Origin of the sequence: Hymenobacter cheonanensis, assembly GCF_030581075.1 — a bacterium.
Taxonomy (GTDB): domain Bacteria; phylum Bacteroidota; class Bacteroidia; order Cytophagales; family Hymenobacteraceae; genus Hymenobacter.
In genome coordinates this window covers 134852-149808 of record NZ_JAUQSW010000005.1, presented here as the reverse complement: position 1 = coordinate 149808, position 14957 = coordinate 134852, and the positions used below count along the sequence as shown (strand labels likewise).

The 14957-nt window shown below is 61.4% G+C and carries 17 protein-coding genes; 13 read left to right on the top strand and 4 right to left on the bottom strand.

The genetic code is table 11. The features are described 5' to 3' along the window. Window positions 1–17: 17 nt before the first annotated feature. The gene (locus Q5H89_RS11610) at window positions 18–1868 is read right to left on the bottom strand and encodes a DUF4331 domain-containing protein (protein ID WP_305019486.1); all 1851 of its coding nucleotides are present in this window, start codon (window positions 1866–1868) and stop codon (window positions 18–20) included. A 543-nt stretch (window positions 1869–2411) separates the two neighbouring features. Here Q5H89_RS11610 and lptB point away from each other — a divergent pair. Continuing rightward, the gene (gene lptB / locus Q5H89_RS11605; protein WP_305019485.1) at window positions 2412–3149 is read left to right on the top strand and encodes an LPS export ABC transporter ATP-binding protein; all 738 of its coding nucleotides are present in this window, start codon (window positions 2412–2414) and stop codon (window positions 3147–3149) included. 94 nt (window positions 3150–3243) lie between these two features. Further along, window positions 3244–4767, top strand: coding sequence for a GH3 auxin-responsive promoter family protein (locus Q5H89_RS11600; protein WP_305019484.1), 1524 nt, complete (start codon window positions 3244–3246; stop codon window positions 4765–4767). Window positions 4768–4779: 12 nt separating this feature from the next. Here Q5H89_RS11600 and Q5H89_RS11595 read toward each other — a convergent pair whose 3' ends face one another. Next, window positions 4780–4986: a hypothetical protein gene (locus tag Q5H89_RS11595; protein ID WP_305019483.1), complete on the bottom strand. Its 207-nt coding sequence runs from the start codon at window positions 4984–4986 to the stop codon at window positions 4780–4782. A gap of 389 nt (window positions 4987–5375) precedes the next feature. Here Q5H89_RS11595 and Q5H89_RS11590 point away from each other — a divergent pair, with 389 nt between their 5' ends. Further along, a complete protein-coding gene (locus Q5H89_RS11590; protein WP_305019482.1) occupies window positions 5376–6692 on the top strand; it encodes a T9SS type A sorting domain-containing protein in 1317 nt (438 codons plus the stop codon). A 58-nt stretch (window positions 6693–6750) separates the two neighbouring features. Here Q5H89_RS11590 and Q5H89_RS11585 read toward each other — a convergent pair whose 3' ends face one another. Together Q5H89_RS11585 and Q5H89_RS11580 are read right to left on the bottom strand one after the other, a co-directional pair. After that, window positions 6751–8031: a hypothetical protein gene (locus Q5H89_RS11585; protein ID WP_305019481.1), complete on the bottom strand. Its 1281-nt coding sequence runs from the start codon at window positions 8029–8031 to the stop codon at window positions 6751–6753. A 2-nt stretch (window positions 8032–8033) separates the two neighbouring features. Then, window positions 8034–8747 (bottom strand): helix-turn-helix domain-containing protein, encoded by a 714-nt coding sequence (locus Q5H89_RS11580; RefSeq protein ID WP_305019480.1) that lies wholly within the window; start codon window positions 8745–8747, stop codon window positions 8034–8036. A 356-nt stretch (window positions 8748–9103) separates the two neighbouring features. On the opposite strand from Q5H89_RS11580, the gene Q5H89_RS11575 reads away from it, so the two are divergent. The 10 genes from Q5H89_RS11575 to Q5H89_RS11530 all read left to right on the top strand — a co-directional run bounded on the left by Q5H89_RS11575 (window position 9104) and on the right by Q5H89_RS11530 (window position 14896). Further along, on the top strand, window positions 9104–9427 hold the full coding sequence (locus Q5H89_RS11575) for a hypothetical protein (protein WP_305019479.1): 324 nt from the start codon (window positions 9104–9106) through the stop codon (window positions 9425–9427). Between the two features lie 86 nt (window positions 9428–9513). Continuing rightward, window positions 9514–10011 (top strand): hypothetical protein, encoded by a 498-nt coding sequence (locus tag Q5H89_RS11570; RefSeq protein WP_305019478.1) that lies wholly within the window; start codon window positions 9514–9516, stop codon window positions 10009–10011. A 12-nt stretch (window positions 10012–10023) separates the two neighbouring features. Beyond that, the gene (locus tag Q5H89_RS11565) at window positions 10024–10734 is read left to right on the top strand and encodes a Rha family transcriptional regulator (RefSeq protein ID WP_305019477.1); all 711 of its coding nucleotides are present in this window, start codon (window positions 10024–10026) and stop codon (window positions 10732–10734) included. A 309-nt stretch (window positions 10735–11043) separates the two neighbouring features. Beyond that, complete coding sequence (locus tag Q5H89_RS11560; protein WP_305019476.1) at window positions 11044–11229, top strand: hypothetical protein; 186 nt, start codon at window positions 11044–11046, stop codon at window positions 11227–11229. After that, entirely contained in the window at window positions 11222–11668 is a 447-nt protein-coding gene (locus tag Q5H89_RS11555) for a hypothetical protein (RefSeq protein ID WP_305019475.1), read from the top strand. Before Q5H89_RS11560 ends, Q5H89_RS11555 begins: the two co-directional genes overlap by 8 nt. Beyond that, window positions 11668–12723 carry a hypothetical protein gene (locus tag Q5H89_RS11550; protein WP_305019474.1) on the top strand — a complete coding sequence of 352 codons (1056 nt, stop codon included), beginning with the start codon at window positions 11668–11670 and terminating at the stop codon, window positions 12721–12723. The genes Q5H89_RS11555 and Q5H89_RS11550 overlap by 1 nt, the downstream gene beginning before the upstream one ends. A 6-nt stretch (window positions 12724–12729) precedes the next feature. Then, window positions 12730–13263 carry a hypothetical protein gene (locus Q5H89_RS11545; protein ID WP_305019473.1) on the top strand — a complete coding sequence of 178 codons (534 nt, stop codon included), beginning with the start codon at window positions 12730–12732 and terminating at the stop codon, window positions 13261–13263. Further along, window positions 13253–14434 carry a hypothetical protein gene (locus tag Q5H89_RS11540; protein WP_305019472.1) on the top strand — a complete coding sequence of 394 codons (1182 nt, stop codon included), beginning with the start codon at window positions 13253–13255 and terminating at the stop codon, window positions 14432–14434. The genes Q5H89_RS11545 and Q5H89_RS11540 overlap by 11 nt, the downstream gene beginning before the upstream one ends. Further along, the gene (locus Q5H89_RS11535) at window positions 14421–14633 is read left to right on the top strand and encodes a hypothetical protein (RefSeq protein WP_305019471.1); all 213 of its coding nucleotides are present in this window, start codon (window positions 14421–14423) and stop codon (window positions 14631–14633) included. The genes Q5H89_RS11540 and Q5H89_RS11535 overlap by 14 nt, the downstream gene beginning before the upstream one ends. Beyond that, complete coding sequence (locus Q5H89_RS11530) at window positions 14585–14896, top strand: hypothetical protein (RefSeq protein ID WP_305019470.1); 312 nt, start codon at window positions 14585–14587, stop codon at window positions 14894–14896. The genes Q5H89_RS11535 and Q5H89_RS11530 overlap by 49 nt, the downstream gene beginning before the upstream one ends. The last annotated feature ends 61 nt before the right edge of the window (window positions 14897–14957 follow it).

Here is a 14957-nt window from a genome sequence, read left to right as displayed (position 1 = left end):
ATAAGTGAGACAATGAGTTAGCGACGAATGCGGGTACCCTGCCACGGCGTTTGCACGTAGGGGAAGCTGGCCAGGAACGTCGTGTCGTTTTTCTCAACCCCGGCGGTGAAATTCAGCACCCCCTTCAGGCTCGGCGTCACGGGGTTGGTGGCGGTGGGGCCAAAGTCGTCGTACCACAGGCCGATGGCCGCCAGCACGGCGCCACCCACGGCCTGCAACTCAATCTTCACTACTTCGTCTTCGAGGCGGCGCCCGTTGGGGAAGCCGTCCATGTTGGGGATATTCTGTAAAGTCTGGGTCGTGTTAAAGCGTGGGTCGGTGAGGCCGAGCACGGCCGCCGCAATCAGGCCCTGGTTGCTGAAGTCGGGCGAGTTGCGCGGGGTAGCCGGCACGGCCATATTCAGGCGCAGCATGTCGCCGCCAGGGCCACCATTGGCGGTGCCCATTAGCGGCAAGAAGTTGTTTACGAATGGCTTACCCGCCGCCAGCGGATTGCCGCCGGCTTTGCCCACGGCTAGCTGGTAGGGCGGCAGGTTAGGCACGCCGGTATGGAAAATTGGCTTCAAATCCACCGAGCGGGGGCTGTTGGCCACCAGCAAGTAGCTGCCGTAGTTATTGTCGGCCAGGGCCGTATTGGCCACCAGGGTCGTACCCTTGAGCGGGTACAGGCCCGGCGCCTGGTTGCGGAAGTCGAAGCCGCCATCATACGGCGCGGGCAGGCGGCCATACAGCGACTTGGTTTGCATGCGCAGCGCCATCAGGGCGGGCACGTTCTCGCCGTAGAAGGTCTGGCCGGCCGACTTGGGCGCGGCCGGGGCCACGGGGGTATTGTCGGCGGTGTAGAGGCCTAGCTCGGGGTTTGACAGATAGTTATCGGTAATGGCGGCCTCGGTGTAAGGGGTGGCGCGGTTCCAGGCATCCTTGCTGCCGATGGGGTTGATGGCCTCATTCATCAGGGGCATACCCAGGCGCGACACCTGCACGTAGGTGCCGCTGGCCGTGGTGGTGCCATTGCCGGCAGTGCCGTTGAGGGTGCGCAACGTGGGGCGGCTAGCCGAAGCCCACACGCCAATCACGTAGTCGGGGTCCAGGATATTGGCGCGGGCCGATACATCCTTGTGGTCTTTTTGCAGCGTCGAAATCGGGATGCTGAGCGCAATCGAGTGCACGTTGTACTTGGCCAGGCCGTCGCGGCTGCCGCGGTTCACGCGCAGGCCGGCCAAGTCAAATATTGCCCCCAGGTCCACAAAAAACGGGTCGTCGGACGAGCCGCAGAACACCTGCTCGCTGCCACCCCCGGTAGCGTTGGCCACCTTGCCCTGGCGGTAAGCCGCGTACGAAGCCTGGCTCAGGCCCACGCCCGAGCTGATGGAGCGCGGCCCGATGTTATAGGCCGGCACTTCGCCATTAGCGACGATGGTAGTCGATACGCCGCCCACGATTTTCTCGCAGGTATAAACAGTTTTGAGGTTTTGGGCCCCTAGCCGGACGTTGAAAAAAGTAGTCCCGTCCTGGTTGGTTCGTGTAAAAGTGAAGCGATAAATAATGTCGTCGCCCGTAGTATTGGCGTTATTTTTAACGTGAATCTCGTACCGCACATTCTCCCCGAACGTGTAGTAATTGGGCCCGCCCTGCGGCAGCTGAAACGGGATGTAGTTGGCAATGAGCACCACCCGGCTGGCGTCGTTGGGGTCCACAAAGGCGTACACATCGGTGTTATCGGCCAGCGGGTCGTCGGCAATCAGCGGGGCTTCGCGGTGGCTACTGGCCTCCAGGGGCGTGTAGCGCGTGGTAGCCCAGACCGAGAGCGCCGTGACGGCGCCAGCCGCCACCAGCCACTGCATTGGCTTGGTTAATTGGTGCTTCATGGGAAAATGAGGTGGGAAAAGTGGGAAAATGGACGACAACGCTGCTGAGCGCGCTACTTACGTAGTGCGCTCAGCAGCAACACAATAACCTGGCAAAAAAGGAAGCTGGCTAATAGGCCGGGCCGGCCGCAGGAAGCCTGGGCAAGCCGGCAAAAAAATCAAGCTGATATCTTGGGTAGCGACCCGCGCAACGAATGCGTGGGCATGGTGTAGCCTGCGAAAATTGCGGGCCGCAGAGGGCACTGCACCCACGTATGACGAAAAAAACGGCAGCGTAAAGCGCAGAAAAGCGATTACTTACTCACCGAATTATTTATCGGTTAGTCAAACACTTACGCCCGGGTCCCATTCTTGGATTCAACTACCGGGAACTTTTTAAGAATTTTTATTTTCCGGGCTGGTTTACTCAGATTTCACCCAGCTTCGGAACAGTTTCTGGTGGCCGGGCGGCCTGGTAAGGCGCGCATACTTTCGGGCCGGCAATGGCGGTTAGGGGGCTGGCGCGCTGCCCGCGCGCCCGGTTTTACCTTTGCCCCATAGCCTATGATACTCCGCGCCGAGCACCTCGTCAAGCAATACAAAGCCCGCACCGTCGTCAACGACATGTCGCTCAGCGTGGCGCAGGGCGAAATAGTGGGGCTGCTAGGCCCCAACGGCGCCGGCAAAACCACCTGCTTCTACATGATGGTGGGCATGGTAAAGCCCAACGGCGGCCGCATTTTTCTGGATGACGAGGAGGTGACGCGCCTGCCTATCTACCAGCGGGCGCGGCGCGGCATGGGCTACCTGGCCCAGGAAGCCAGCGTGTTTCGGGACCTGAGCGTGGAGGAAAACATTCTCTCGGTGCTCGAAATGACGGACCTGCCCAAAAAAGCGCAGCACGATAAAGTGGAGGAGCTGCTCGACGAGTTCAGCCTGGGCCACGTGCGCAAAAACCTGGGCAAGGTGCTGAGCGGCGGCGAGCGCCGCCGCACCGAAATAGCCCGCGCCCTGGCCGTAGACCCCAAATTTGTGCTCCTCGACGAGCCGTTTGCGGGCGTGGACCCCATCGCGACCGAAGAAATCCAGGGCATCGTGGCCAAGCTCAAGCACCGCAATATCGGCATCCTCATCACCGACCACGACGTGAACTCGACCCTGAGCATTGTGGACCGCGCCTACCTGCTTTTTGAAGGCAAGCTGCTGAAAGCCGGCACCGCCGAAGAGCTGGCCGCCGACGAAACCGTGCGCCGCGTGTACCTGGGCCGCAACTTCGAGTTCAAGCGCAAGACGTTTGAATAAAATTTTTATTATACGCTATTGTCTGTCCTTGCGAGCCTAACGCAGTGGCGCGCGGCAATGACAGACAATATTTCTGATTCCTAACTACTTTGCCGTGCTCGACCAGCTTGTTGCCCGCGCCGTTCAGCTGGCTAGCCTGCCCCGGCTGGCGCGGGTGCGGCATGAGCCGCTGGCGGCGCAGGCGGCGGTGCTGCGCCACCTGCTGGGCCGGGCGCAGGGCACGGCCTGGGGCCGGCGCTACGGCTACGCGCCGGGCCTGAGCCCCAGCCAGTTTGCCGGGCGCGTGCCCGTGAGCACCTACGAGCAGCTCTACCCCGAGCTGGAAAAAGTGCTGCTGGGCCAGCCCGATGTGCTGTGGCCCGGCCCAGCGCCGCAGTGGCAGGCGCGCAGCAGCGGCACCACCAATGCCCGCAGCAAGTACATCCCCCTCACCCGCGAGGCCCTGCACGACAACCACTACCGGGCCGGGCGCGATATGCTGGCCCTGGCCACCCACCTCTACCCTGGCCAGCGCATTATTCAGGGCAAAACCCTGAGCCTGGGCGGCAGCCTGGGGCCTAGCCCCTTTGGCGGGGGCGCGGTGGCCGGCGATGTGTCGGCCCTCATTATGCAGAGCCTGCCGGGCTGGGCGCAGGCGCTGCGCACCCCGCCCCTGCCGCTAGCCCTGCTCGATGAGTGGGAGGAGAAAATTGAGCGCATTGCCCGGCACGTGCTGCGCCAGGATGTGCGCGTGCTGGCCGGCGTGCCCACCTGGATGCTGGTGCTGCTGCGCCGCGTGCTGGCCCTGGCCGGCGCCGACGACCTGCGCCAGGTGTGGCCCCGGCTAGGGCTGTTTTTGCACGGCGCGGTGGCGTTTGGGCCCTACCAGGGGCTGTTTGACGAGCTGCTGCCCGGCGGGCAGCTGCGCTACCTCGAAATCTATAATGCTTCGGAGGGCTACTTTGCCTTGCAGGATGAGCCAGGCGCGCCCGACCTGCTGCTGCTGCTGGAGCACGGCATCTACTACGAGTTTTTGCCGGCCGAGCAGTTCGAGAGCCCCGACCCGCGCCCGGTGCCGCTCGAAGACGTGGTTATAGGGCCTAGCTACGCGCTGGTCATTAGCAGCAGCGCGGGGCTGTGGCGCTATCTGGTGGGCGATACCGTGCGCTTTACCTCGCTGCGGCCCTACCGGGTGCGCATTACGGGGCGTACCAAGCACTTTCTCAATGCGTTTGGGGAAGAAGTAGTGGTCGAGAATGCGGAGGCGGCCATTACGGCGGCGGCCCGGGCCACGGGCTGCGCCGTGCGCGATTTCACGGCCGCGCCCGTGTACTTTGCGGCGGCCACCGGCACCTCGCGCGGCGGCCACGAGTGGGCCGTGGAGCTGAGCGGCCCGCCCCCCGCCAACGCCGGCCAGTTCAGCCAATTGCTTGACAGCGAGCTGCGCAAGCTAAACTCCGACTACGATGCCAAGCGCCATCGCGACCTGGCGCTGGCCCCGCCGCGCGTGCACTTCGTGCCGGCCGGCACCTTCGAGGCCTGGCTGCGGGGCCGGGGCCGGCTGGGCGGCCAGCGCAAGGTGCCGCGCCTGGCCAACTCGCGCCAGGTGCTGGAAGAAGTGCTGGCCCTGAGCCGCTAGGGCCGCTCCAGCCTACAGGGCTCGCCCTTGCCGGGCCAGCACCTCCAGGGTTTCGCGGTGGCGCTTTTCGGCCTGGTCCTGTTGGTAGGAGGCCACCGCCCAGATGGCGGCCGGAATCCAGCCGATGAGGGTAAGGTGCAGGATGCCGCAGAGAATTCCTTTGAGCACGTGGCCCCGGAAAATCATGGAGATACCGGGCAACAGAATGGCAAACAGCATGGCGCAGCAAAAAAAAAGACGACGGCAAACGTACTCGCTGGCAAGCTATTTCGCTAGCCCTCCGCAAGAAGCAAGAAATAAAGATGCCCTTCAGAATACTTCTGAAGGGCATCTTTAGTGGGCAGTATCGTGCTCAATGGTTTGCCGTACGGTGCCGAAGCCTGCCGGCAAAAGTGCCGTTCTGCGCTGTTGGGTGGGTTTTGCTGGCGAGCTAGCTGCAAGTTCTGGCAGCGTTTTACCTGAAAACCGGGGGCAATTTTCACTTTTGCCCCCGGTAAGCACTTGCAGCAGTGAAATGCTTATGCGCCAAAATAAAATAGGTCAGGCCGTGTGCAACGCTAGTAGTCTCTAATCGGTCCTGTAATTTGTACTCCCTTGTCCTTTTCCATATGCGCATCCACTACTTTATGCTTCCCAGTCTACTGCTACTAGGCACTGTTGCTGCCCGAGCCCAGGCTGCTCTTGCTAAGCTAGGCAGCGTGACCATGCCCAGCTACGGCACTGAACTAGTTGTCGATGGCACCACCGCCTACGTGCTCACCGCCAGCGCCGGCCAGCAAGGCTTACGGATATACGACATGAGCACACCAGCGGCCCCACGCTTACTCAGCGCTATTGCCTTACCCAACGCGGGTAACCTCTCTGCCCTGCCGCCTCGCCATGCCGTGGTTAGCAATGGCCTGCTCTGCGTGACTTCCTATCACAGTAACCTTACGACGCCCCATTTTGGAGCATTATGGACTGTAGATGTTCGTAATCCTGCTAGCCCTGCCGTACGCACTGCTGATATTGTAGTCGGCGAGGAAGACTTTATCGCGGCTACTGGCGACTACATATACGTCGTGCCGGATGACCGTAATCAGGCTTATGTTTATAATCGTACTCCTATGGTTGCCAGCTCAGGCTATACTTACCTGGCCCAGGAGCGCACCATAGACCTACCCTACTCCCTGAGTGGTATTATTGGCTTGAACCTTACTGGCACCACGGCGTACGTGCAGTATGCCAACGCAGTATTTGCCACGCTTGATGTGCGTAATCCAGCCCAACCAATCAGCTCTCCCGGCACGATGCCTGGTACTATCCGCGCGGCTAGCGGTACACTCGCCGCTGGTTTAGCTCAGTCCGTATACGCCGGTAGTATTCCAAGTAACACGCTACGCTTCTACTCACTTAGTAATCCATTACAACCTACTCTTGTGCAGTCGCGGGCGGGCAACTACGGCACCCGGCTAGCCGCGGGCACACAGACCGTATTCACTTGTGGTGAGACTAGTCCATTTATCTCGGCCGCGCCGAGTAGTGCAGAGCCCTTGCGTGGCTACTTTATGGCTTCGAGTGCAAGCACCCCACTTGAAGCTGTGGCTATGGGCACCCAAGGTGCCAACGCCCTGGTAGCAGCTAATAATATGGCTTACGTACTAACAGATAATGAGCTAAGCATCTATGCTTTCCCAACTATCGTGACTGCCACGCGCGGAGTGGCTACACTTGCTCCTCTCACTCTATACCCAAACCCCGCAAGTCGTACGGTGCAGCTTAGCCAGGTCACATCAAGCAGCAGCGTAACTGTTTATGACCTCACTGGACGTATTTGCCTGCAGGCGAAGCTACCGGCTAGCGGTACACTTGATATAAGTGGTTTGCCAGCTGGCCTCTATCAGGTACATACTGGTACGGCCATTGGCAAGCTCACAATTCAATAAGTCTGGATAATAGTCAACATAGCAGGCCTAGCACTCGTGATTACCAGTGCTGGGCCTACTATGTTCCCAGCGCCACCTGCCAGGCCTCGAGTAGCCGCGGGCCGTAGCGCTCCAGCGTGTCGTAGCCGTAGACGCTGGCCGACACGTGGCCCAGGGCAATCTCCTTTAGTGTCTGGTCGCCCTCGCTACCCAGCACCAACAGCCCGGCGCCGGTGTGGCGCGCCGTGTGGGTGGTGAGCACCTGCCACATCGGCCGCACCTGCTCGCTCCGGGTTTTGCCTGAGAATATCACCTCTACAAATTCACGCTCCAGCCCCACAGCCTGGCCCAGCACTTTAAGCCGGCGGTTACGCTCCTGCTGGCTGGGCAGATTCAGCTGGCCGGCGCAGCGCTGCCAGATAGCCGCCGCCGCCGGCGGCAACGGTATCAGCACTGGCTCACTCGTTTTCTGTTGGTAGAGCTCCACGCACAGGGTCGGGCCGTGGCCGGGCAGCTCGTGGGCGCTAACGTGGTGGGGCTTGAGGGCGCGCAGGTCCACGTCGCGCAGCAGCAGGTGCAGCTGGAGCAGGAAGGCGTCGCGCTCGGCCAGCAGGTCCGGCGCCAGGTCGGCAGCCGCGGCCAGGGCCAGCACCTCGGCCCGCCGAAGCGTAGGCCGGCGGCCCTGGCGCACGGTGAACTTGCCCAGCCACTTCGGCACTACTCGCCCCACCATGCGGTGGCATTCGCGCAGAAAGATGTAGTGGCGCTGCACCGTCGATTCGCGCTTGCCGTCGGCAAACAGCCAGGCCACGTACTGCGCTAGGCGCTCGCGCGTGAGGCCGGCCAGCCGCAGCTTGGGGTCGAACTCGGTTAGGCTGCTCACCACCTGCCGGTACATGCGCAGGTAGCTATCGGCTAGCAGGTGCTCGTTCTCGGACCGCCAGCGCGCCTCAAACTCGGCCCAGCTGGCTGTATCGGTTAGCGGCTGCTCAGCGGCCGCAGCAGCCACGGCGGCGGGCGTGGGCCGGGCCCGCCGCTGGCTGCCCGCGCCCACGGCCAGCACGGCGGCTTCTAGTTCGGCCTGCGTCACGGTGGCTTCGGGCCGGCCCGCGCCCTCGGCGGTGGTGAATACGGACTGCACGGCCGTGAGCAGCCGGGTGAGGCGCAGGTTGAACTGGCTGCTATTTTCGGCGGCCGTGTGGATTTTCTTCGCCTTAGTGGGCTGCCAGTGGGTGGGTAGCACCTTAACGCCGGTCGGCATCTTCCAGCGGTGGCCGCCGGCCCAGTGCAGGTCCCCGAAGATGGCCGCCCGGCCGGCTTTATCGGGGCGGTCGAGGCGCTGGCGGAAGATGAGTTCCATAGCTAGTCCTCAGCAGGTAGATGAACTGCCTGACGTAGTCGAAACAATTGGCATCTATCCGCTGCCATTTCATTTATGATATCGTGGAACTCCCAGCTTATTTCCTCTCCGGTAGCATCAACCCGAGCTAAGATTCTACCATCTTGATTAGAGACTATTCTGCGCAGAATCAGACTTCTTCTCCACACAAAAATATGCACCCCGAGCGCGTATTTTACCTCGTCTATTGGCACCACATCTGCCACATATCGAGCACCACTGGGATAACGTGCGCCCATATTGTTGCTTCCTATCTCGATTACGAAAGAGGAGCCATAATCCATGCCTGCTACTCGAAGTACTGGGACTCTATTTCTCGGCATGCGCTCCAAAGAGGTCAGCCTCTCCCCATCCGAATCATCATCATTTATAGTTACGAAGTCAATTGGATTATCTATTAGGCCCGCGTAGTCATTTATAGAGTAAAATATCAAACTGATGAACGTATCACTAGACTCATTCTCGTCGGCAGCTGTACTCCACACCGTGGATAAGTCAAACCCTAAAGCGGCTGATAACTTAGCTCTTGTTTCAGCAGAAGGGATGCTGTCACCTAGTTCAAACTGCGATATAGCTGCGCGGCTTACACCTACTTTAGCACCGAGAGAACCTTGAGTCTCGCCAAGGCCCTTGCGAAGGGATAGTATTTTGGCGCCCAAAGGAGTTTTGCCTGACATTGTCTTGATTAATAAATGTTTATGAATTTTCTACAAACATTTCGCTAGAATTACAATGCATTTTACTTGACAAGCGAAACATTTTACTTTACATTTGAGTTGTAAAGCTGAATGAACGCAAATGTAAGTAAAAAGCATGCATATGAAAGCAGCAGGTCGGAATATTCGCTCCATTGTTCCTCATGGAGGAGTCAAAAAAATTGCAGAAAAGCTAGGCATTACTCAACAGGCTGTCAGTTTAGCACTTAAACTCATGCCGCCGTGCAAGAGGCATTGCGTATGGCTAAAGATTCTGGCGCAATTGAGGCCGCTCAGACGCTGGCCACCATTCCTAACGCCGCCTAGAGCCTGCTGCTATGGTCACCTTCACCACTGCCAACGGCCTACTACAGTTCGAGGACGCTGCCACCACGGCGCGCATCCTCGAAGCTCAGCAGCGTGACCGCCTGGCCGCCGAGGCCGAGCAGGCTGCTCTCTCGGTGGTGTACCGCCTGAGTGGGGAGCCCGACCCTGCCCGCCCCCACGATGGGCTGCTCACTTCGCGCCTCGACATCAGCGAGCGCTCAGCCTACGAGCTGCTGCGCACCGGCCAGCTGCGCTACACCTGCGCCGGCAAGAAAAACTATCGCGTGAGCGAGCGCGCCGTTCGCGAGTACCTGGGCGATATGCCGCCCAACTAATAACCCTTCATTTCCTGGCTTTTACCTCGGCTATTTCGCATAGTCTGGCCACGCCTTTGCCTTCATTTTTCACCCCACCTCACCTAATGAACGCTGCCCAAATTTCCGCTCTCTACACGCCTCCCGTAGCCACCTTGCTACATACAGTTGTCCCCGCCGTTTCATGCTACGGACTGCCTCACGACGAGTACCACCGCCGCATTGATGCGGCCGAGGACTTGCAAGAGCAGATGCAGGCGCAGTACAACCGGCCGGATGGGCGCTACGGCCGCGAAATCATGTGGCACCCCGCTTTTGCCGATGAGTACGTGGCTTCAATTGGGGGGACTTCGCTAGTGGAAGTAGCCGTGATACACCAAAAGCTGGCTAGCTACTACAACCAGGGCCGCCCGCTGGACCTCATTGATTATGGCTACCTGCGCGACCTGCTGGCCGAAGCCTTGGCCGACAACCCCACACCACTAGCTGCCCTGCGCCTGGCTCGCGCCTTAGCCTGGGTGGAGCAGGCGGGCGCGGCCCTGCTGGCCACCCAGGCTGCCCCCCCGCCCAGCGAAGCCGCCCCGGCCCTAAGCGCTGCTGCCTAACCAGTCGGGCCAATGAGTATCCTAGTTTATTCCTCCAAAAAAGGCAACCCGGTGACCGACTCGCGCCGGGTGGCCAAGGCCTTCGGCCGCTCGCATAAGTCGGTGCTTAAGGCGCTCGACAAGTTAGAATGCGATGCCGAGTTTTCGCGGCTTAACCTGGCGCCGTCAACTTACACCGATAGCCGAGGCAAGAAGCAGCGGCAGGTCGTCATGACGCGCGCCGGCTTCACCTTTCTCGTGCTGGGCTTCATCGGCAAGAAGGCCGCCGAGTTCCGGCAGGGCTACATCGAACAGTTCGACCGGATGGAGGCCCAGTTGCGCACGCCGCCACCCACGGTGCCCCTGCCTGACTTCACCAAGCCCGCCGTGCAGGTGCAACAGGTCAAGGCCACGGCCGGCCGCCTGTTCCGACTCAACGGCGACCCGCGCGACATCATGGCGCACCACCGGGGCGTGATGAAGTGCCTCACAGCCCGCACGCCCAGCCAGTACGTGCGCGATGCGGTAGCGCGGGGCCTGCGCGTGCGCTCGCTCTCGGGCCGCCAGGTGCTGCGCCGCTTGGAGCCTGCTAAGGCCGCAACCGCCGGCTTTTTAGATGAGCAGGTAGCCCGTGGCCATACCCTGGAGCAACTCACCGCGGCCGATGTGCCCGCTACCCTCACGGCTGCCTTTGCTGCCATGCTGCGCTGCGGCATCACCCCGGCCGAGTTGCCACAAACCTAGCCCGCCGCCCTGCTGTCCCAACTGCTTATCACTTTTCCTATGTCCGCCACTCCATTCCCTGCTCAGCCCCTTGCGGCGCACACTATCTCGTGCCTACGCCTATCCAACGCAGTATTATCCCAGCGTAGCGCCGCTGCTGTTGCACTAGCCGCCGCGGCGGCACCAACGGACGAAACACCCACCGGCCTGGGCTGCGCCCCGGCGCCCGGCGGCAATATTCTCTGGCATCCGTCTTTCCCCCGATGGTTCCTGCCTCAGCTTTGCCCGCTACCTCTCTACAAGGTCGGCGCCTGGCTAGCCGAGTACCTATTGACTACGCCCAAGCGGCCGCTAGGCCTGTTGGATTTTGGTTACGTGGCGGACGTGCTGCGGGCTGGGCTAGCCAATGAGCCTAGCACCCGCGATGCGTGCACCTACCGCCGGGCACTGGACTGGGTAGAGCAGGTAGGGGCGGCATCCCTATCGACGGAGCAGGAAGGAGGGGCCCGTGAGTAGCGCTAGTGCCACCGCGCGCCTGAACCTGGCAAGCCAGAGTCTACGCGCCGAGTTGCAGCAGCTCGCCGCCACGCAGGGGCCTCAAGCACCGGCCCTTGGGGGGCTGCTGAAGGCACTAGGTCAGTACGAGCAGGCCGTGCGGGCCTGTCTACCCCCGGTAGACATAGACATTCTGCGCCTGACGCCCGCCCAGCTTCTGGCCTACCGCGAAGCCGACCCGCTCTACCGCCTCGGCTGGGTGCGGGGGCATAAGGCCGGGCTAGCGCAAGGCCAGCAGGCCACCGCCCCCGTGCTCAATCTCTACGCCCGGCACGCGGCGTTGCCCCCACCGCCCGACCCTACGGCCCTGATTGAGCAGGTGCGCCGCATCGTGGCCACCATGCACCAGCGCTACGGCGCCGGCCCTATCATGCCCTTCGCGGCTACTACGCGCCCATGATGAGCTACCTGGATTACATCGTACTATTTGAGAAGTGCGACCACGCGCAGGCGTTCTCGGGCAACACCACCCGGCTATACCTGAAGCTGCTGCACCTAGCTAATCTGGCTGGCTGGCCAGTTGAGTTTGCCAAGTCTGACCCCTACATAGCGGCCGTGTGCGGTTTCGCCATTAATACGATGAAGGACTGCCGGGCGCAGTTGGTTTCGCGTGAGCTACTGGCTATAACAACAGGCGGAACCGGACGAAACGCGGCCACAACCTACCGGCTCTTAAACTCGTCAAAATCTGATGCCTTTGAGCAGCTAAACCCATCAAATTTTGATGGGTTACCGTCAGCTATCCCGTCAAAATTTGATGGGTTTACGGTTCAGGATTCAGTAAACTCGTCAAAATCTGATGCCTTTGAGCAGCTAAACCCATCAAATTTTGATGGGTTACCGTCAGCTATCCCGTCAAAATTTGATGGGTTTACGGTTCAGGATTCAGTAAACTCGTCAAAATCTGATGCCTTTGAGCAGCTAAACCCATCAAAGAACCCATCAAATTTTGACACCCTTAATATAGATAAAGAAAAGGCAGGAGTAGACGCGGCTAGCGCCGCCACCTCGCCTTTGATTTCTAAAAAAAAGGAAGCGGGTAAAAAAGCTAAAAAGCCAGCGGCGCTTGCCGAGCAGATAGCGGCCTTGGTGCTGCCCCACCCAAGCCCTGAATTTACCAAGTTGTGGGCCGAGTTTGCTGCTGGCCCTAAACAGCGCAAAAAGCCAGTAACAGCCCTGCGGCGATTACTAACCACGCTGGGTAAGTACCAGGAAGGATTTGCGCTCAAAATGATGGAGCGGGCAATCGCGCATGATTGGTCAGGACTGGAGTACGACAGCACGCCCGAGGCCTACGCCAAATGGCAGGCCGAGCAGGAGCGCCGCCCGCCGGCCCCAACGCCTAACGCCCCGTCCAGCTACGACCCGGCCGCCCTGTTCGGCCTCGACAGCAATCTAACCCACGCTCAATACCTGGCCCGCCTGCAGCAGGCCGGCCAGGCTTCCAATCACTAACCGCGCATGCCTACCTCCCCGCTCCCCCTACTGCTGCCCGCGCAAGACCCGGCCCCCGTGGAGGCGGCCACCGAGGCCGCCGGCCATGCGCTGGAGCAAGCCTTGTTGCCGCTGTTCGTCTCGTGCGAGAAAGCGCTGGCCCGGCCTGAACTCTCGGACTACCAATTTCAGCACATGCAGATGCTACGCGCCGCCTTGGATGCGGTCGCGGCCTACGATACGCAGGTGCAGCAGGAGCTAGGCGTGCACCGCGCCAACGTGGCCGCTCTTAATCAGCAGCTACACCAACTGCTAGCCTATACCCAACCCCGGCCGTTGGAGCAGGCCCTGCAAATCGACTGGCAAGGCCTAGCCCTCACCCTTCTGGAACGCTTTTGCTCACCAAGCGCGCCCGTGCTCACCCAGCCACCGAGTCGGGGGCGCGCCTTGCCGGCCTACGAACGTCACCTCGTGCGCTTGGGCCTGCTACTGGCCACCCCCGAGGAGGTGGCTGCGCTTTCCCCTACCTCTTCCGTCCTACGCCTGCCCCATGCCGCCTAATCTGCAACGCTTTACCACACAGGCCAGCCTACAGGCCGCCCCTGCCTACGCCCCACTGCCCCCCGCAACCGAGGCTCTACTGACCGCCGAGGCCGTGTGGACGGAGATGAAACACGCCTGGGATAACGAGGACCCCAACGGCCGGCCCACGCACTTTCCCTCCCTCACGCCTTATTGGTCCTGGCTACCCGACGAAGTAACGGTAGTTACGGGCTGGCCTGGCCACGGCAAAAGCGAACTGATGCTCCAGCTCATGCTCACCAAAAGCGTCTACGAGGGCTGGAAGTGGGCGCTCTACGTGCCTGAGAATATGCCTGCCCGCCGCATCATTACCAAACTCGTGCAGAGCTACGTTGGGCAGAGCGCCAACTTCAAAAGCCCGCGCCGCATGAGCTTCGGCCAGTACGAGGATGCGGCGCGCTGGGTGCTGGGGCACTTTCATCTCATCGACCCGCGCAAGGCCGCCACACTCAGTGAACTGCTGCCGGTGCTGCGCCACGCAATCAGCACCTTCGACTTGCAGGGTTACCTCATCGACCCCTGGAACGCGCTGGCCAGCAACCTGCGCGAGTACGGCGGGCGCGAAGATGAGATGCTGCGCGCCCAGCTTAATGAGCTACTCGACTTCACTGAGGACTTGCACCAATGCGGGGTGGTTTGCGCCCACCCGTCAGGTGATGCGCGCACCAAAGACAAGGAAATGAACCTGCGCGTGCCCGACCAATACAGCGTAAGCGGGGGCCGCATGTGGGCCAACAAGGTGGATAACTTCCTCGTGGTGCACCGGCCCTACGCTGATGACGACCCCACTGATACGGCCGTAGACTTCTACGCCCGCAAAATCAAGCAGGAGGGTATCGTGGGCATGAAGACACCCAAGGAGGGTGTACGCCTGAACTATGAGCGGGGAAGCTCGCGCTACCTGGACCCTAAGCTTGGCCATGCCCCGCTCGATGTGCTAGCCCGGCAGCGCTACAGCCAACACGGTACCAACGTGCTACCCGTCGCAGGGTCAGCGACACCCGCCCCCACCCTGGCCACGTCCGACTACCAACCCCAGCTGCTGCGCACGGCTAGCCCCAGCGCCTTTGACGAGGTGCCCAAGGGCTGGCATCCGGGCGGCCGGCCCATCACGCTCCCCGCTACTCCCGCCGACGATGACCCTTTCTAAGCCTTGCCGCTGCGCCGCCTGCCGGCCTAGCCTACCGCCCGGCCCAGCGGCTACCCTAGCCGAGCACGCCGCCCACGCAATCTACCTGCGCCGGCTGGCGGCCGTGGGCGCGCTGCCCGACCCCACTTTCCACCCCTACCCTACCTCCTCATGCCCGCCCCGCTCATCATTCCCGACCACCTGCGCCACGCCCGCCTAGCCCTACTCGCCGCCGGGGTGCCCGTCGACACCGATAGCCCCGCCTTCGCCGCCCTGCTGTGCGCGGCCGCCGCCTACAATCGCCTGCCCCAAGTCAACCGGGCCGTGGTGCTCAGCCAGCAGCTAGCCGAGGTGCAGCGCGAAAACGAGCGCCTAGCTAAGGAACTGCTGCGCGAAGGCGCCCACGTCAACCGCCTGCGCGCCCAGCTGCAGCAGCCCACGCAGCCCCCTGCTACTGGGTATTGCCCACTTGACAATTCTTGACATAAAACGGCCGCTTTTCCCTGTGACAAACGCGCCGCCTCTTTTCTGCCACAACCTGCTG

Coding starts and splice junctions, on each gene's coding strand:
- Q5H89_RS11540 (WP_305019472.1), top strand. CDS start 13,253: ATGCCGCCTAATCTGCAACGCTTTACCACACAGGCCAGCCTACAGGCC.
- Q5H89_RS11595 (WP_305019483.1), bottom strand. CDS start 4,986: ATGCTGTTTGCCATTCTGTTGCCCGGTATCTCCATGATTTTCCGGGGC.
- Q5H89_RS11545 (WP_305019473.1), top strand. CDS start 12,730: ATGCCTACCTCCCCGCTCCCCCTACTGCTGCCCGCGCAAGACCCGGCC.
- Q5H89_RS11550 (WP_305019474.1), top strand. CDS start 11,668: ATGAGCTACCTGGATTACATCGTACTATTTGAGAAGTGCGACCACGCG.
- Q5H89_RS11610 (WP_305019486.1), bottom strand. CDS start 1,868: ATGAAGCACCAATTAACCAAGCCAATGCAGTGGCTGGTGGCGGCTGGC.
- Q5H89_RS11535 (WP_305019471.1), top strand. CDS start 14,421: ATGACCCTTTCTAAGCCTTGCCGCTGCGCCGCCTGCCGGCCTAGCCTA.
- Q5H89_RS11590 (WP_305019482.1), top strand. CDS start 5,376: ATGCGCATCCACTACTTTATGCTTCCCAGTCTACTGCTACTAGGCACT.
- Q5H89_RS11580 (WP_305019480.1), bottom strand. CDS start 8,747: ATGTCAGGCAAAACTCCTTTGGGCGCCAAAATACTATCCCTTCGCAAG.
- Q5H89_RS11575 (WP_305019479.1), top strand. CDS start 9,104: ATGGTCACCTTCACCACTGCCAACGGCCTACTACAGTTCGAGGACGCT.
- lptB (WP_305019485.1), top strand. CDS start 2,412: ATGATACTCCGCGCCGAGCACCTCGTCAAGCAATACAAAGCCCGCACC.
- Q5H89_RS11585 (WP_305019481.1), bottom strand. CDS start 8,031: ATGGAACTCATCTTCCGCCAGCGCCTCGACCGCCCCGATAAAGCCGGC.
- Q5H89_RS11570 (WP_305019478.1), top strand. CDS start 9,514: ATGAACGCTGCCCAAATTTCCGCTCTCTACACGCCTCCCGTAGCCACC.
- Q5H89_RS11530 (WP_305019470.1), top strand. CDS start 14,585: ATGCCCGCCCCGCTCATCATTCCCGACCACCTGCGCCACGCCCGCCTA.
- Q5H89_RS11565 (WP_305019477.1), top strand. CDS start 10,024: ATGAGTATCCTAGTTTATTCCTCCAAAAAAGGCAACCCGGTGACCGAC.